The organism is Mesorhizobium sp. M7A.F.Ca.US.006.04.2.1, from assembly GCF_004022915.1.
Taxonomy (GTDB): domain Bacteria; phylum Pseudomonadota; class Alphaproteobacteria; order Rhizobiales; family Rhizobiaceae; genus Mesorhizobium; species Mesorhizobium ciceri.
In genome coordinates this window covers 1-2034 of the sequence record NZ_RZQA01001003.1, presented here as the reverse complement: position 1 = coordinate 2034, position 2034 = coordinate 1, and the positions used below count along the sequence as shown (strand labels likewise).

The window sequence follows — 2034 nt, the reverse complement described above, 5'->3', positions numbered from 1 at the left end:
GAGCACGGCGATGCGGCGGCCCTCGCCCGTCACCGGCGTCGCGTTGAGCAACGCCATCGCAGCAGCCATCGATGCCGGATTGGCGTTGTAGCTTTCGTCGATCAGCGTGATCAGTCCACCGGGGTGGCTCGAAGTCGAGCCACCGGGATGGCGCAGCACATGGCGCTTGCCGCGCCCGCGCTCGGCGGAGAGATCGGCCAGTGCTGAAGCAACCTTGTCGAGATCGGCGCCGACCAGATGCGCCGCACCCAGCACCGCCAGCACGTTCTGCACCATATGGCGGCCGGGCGCGCCGATCCGCGCCGTCACTTCGTGGCCGCCGATCCTGGCGGTGATGTCGGAATGATCGGCATGCAGTTCGCATTTGGTGAGCTTGAAGGTAGAGCGCGCATTCTCGCCGAAGCCGTAGACGTGCTCGACACCGGCGGCATGGGCCATCTTGTCGAGCATCTTGAAGCGGGCATCGTCGCGGTTGAGGACGGCGGCCCCCTCGGGCTCCAGCCCCTCGAAAATCTCGGCCTTGGCCTTGGCGATCTCGTCCAGATTGCGGAAAAAGCCGAGATGCGCCGCCGCGATCATGGTGACGATGGCGACATGCGGCCTCACCATCTTGACCAGCGGACGGATCTCGTCGGGATGGTTCATGCCGATTTCAAACACGGCATAGTCGCAATCATCAGGCATCCGCGCCAAGGTCAGCGGCACGCCCCAGTGATTGTTGAAGGACTGCGCCGAGGCATGCACCTTGCCTACGGCTTGCAGCACATGGCGCAGCGCTTCCTTGGTGGTGGTCTTGCCGGCCGAACCGGTCACAGCGATGATTTCGCGCTCGAGCGGGCGCGCGATGCAACTCCAAGCTTTTCCAGCGCGACCAGCACGTCCTCGACGACGATGATCGGCGCTGTCAGCCGGCCGAGCGACGGCAGCTTGCCTTCGGCCACCACCAGCACGCCAGCGCCAGCCTTGATGGCGGCGGTTGCGAAGTCATGGCCGTCCATCGCCTCGCCCTTGATGGCGAAGAAGGCGTCGCCCGGCTGCAGGCTGCGGCTGTCGATCGAAATGCCTGAAATGCCATCCGGCATCGGCCCGAGCGGCCGCCCGTCCATGGCGGCAACCAGCGCTTCGGAGGTCCACAGCAAGCTCATGCTGCGCGCTCCGTGAGTGCCGCGCGGACTTCCTCATGATCGGAGAAATGCAAGGTCTCGGAGCCGATCGTCTGGCCTTCCTCGTGGCCTTTGCCGGCCACGATCAGCGTGTCGCCGGCATGCAGCATGGCGACCGCTTCGTGGATCGCCTGGCGCCGGTCGCCGATCTCGATGGCACCTGGAGCAGCGGCCAAAATAGCGGCACGGATCGTTTCCGGCACTTCGAAGCGCGGATTGTCGTCGGTGACGATGACGACATCGGCAAGCCGCGTCGCGATTTCGCCCATGATCGGCCTTTTTCCCCGGTCGCGGTCGCCGCCGCAGCCGAACACGACGATGACGCGGCCGGTGGTGAACGGCCGCACCGAGGCCAGCACGTTTTCAAGCGCGTCCGGCTTGTGGGCATAGTCGACATAGACCGGCGCGCCATTGCCGGTGGTGCCGACGAGGTCGAGCCGGCCCGGCGCGCCCTTCAGTTTCTCCAACGCCATCAAGGCCTTGGCGACAGGTGTTCCCGTGGAAATGGCAAGACCCGCCGAAACCAGCGCGTTCGAAATCTGGAAATCACCGGCCAGCGGCAGGTCGATCTCGTAGAGCACGCCGTCGGCCTCGACTTCGGCCCGCTGGCGGTGGCGTTCGTGCTCGACCCGTTTCAGCCTGAGGAAGTCGCCATGGCGGCCGACCGTCAGCACATTGAGCCCGGCAGCCTTTGCTGCCACGGTCGTCGGCGCCGACCATGGATCGTCGGCGAAGATCACGGCCGGCGCGCCCTTCGGCAGCAACGTGTCGAACAGGCGCAATTTGGCGCGGTGATAATCCTCAATGGTCGGATGATAATCCATATGGTCGCGGCCGAGATTGGTGAAGCCGCCGGCAGCCAGCTTCACGC

Annotated in this window: 1 protein-coding gene and 1 pseudogene; both read right to left on the bottom strand. The window is 65.4% G+C overall.

Features of this window, described 5'->3' with window-relative positions; genetic code table 11:
* Positions 1-1145 (bottom strand): annotated as a pseudogene (murF, locus tag EN925_RS33420) (UDP-N-acetylmuramoyl-tripeptide--D-alanyl-D-alanine ligase); the annotation flags it as partial.
* Positions 1142-2034 (bottom strand): UDP-N-acetylmuramoyl-L-alanyl-D-glutamate--2,6-diaminopimelate ligase (locus tag EN925_RS33415; protein ID WP_164894576.1); only part of this gene is annotated, 893 nt, incomplete at its 5' end. The gene EN925_RS33415 and the pseudogene murF, both read right to left, overlap by 4 nt.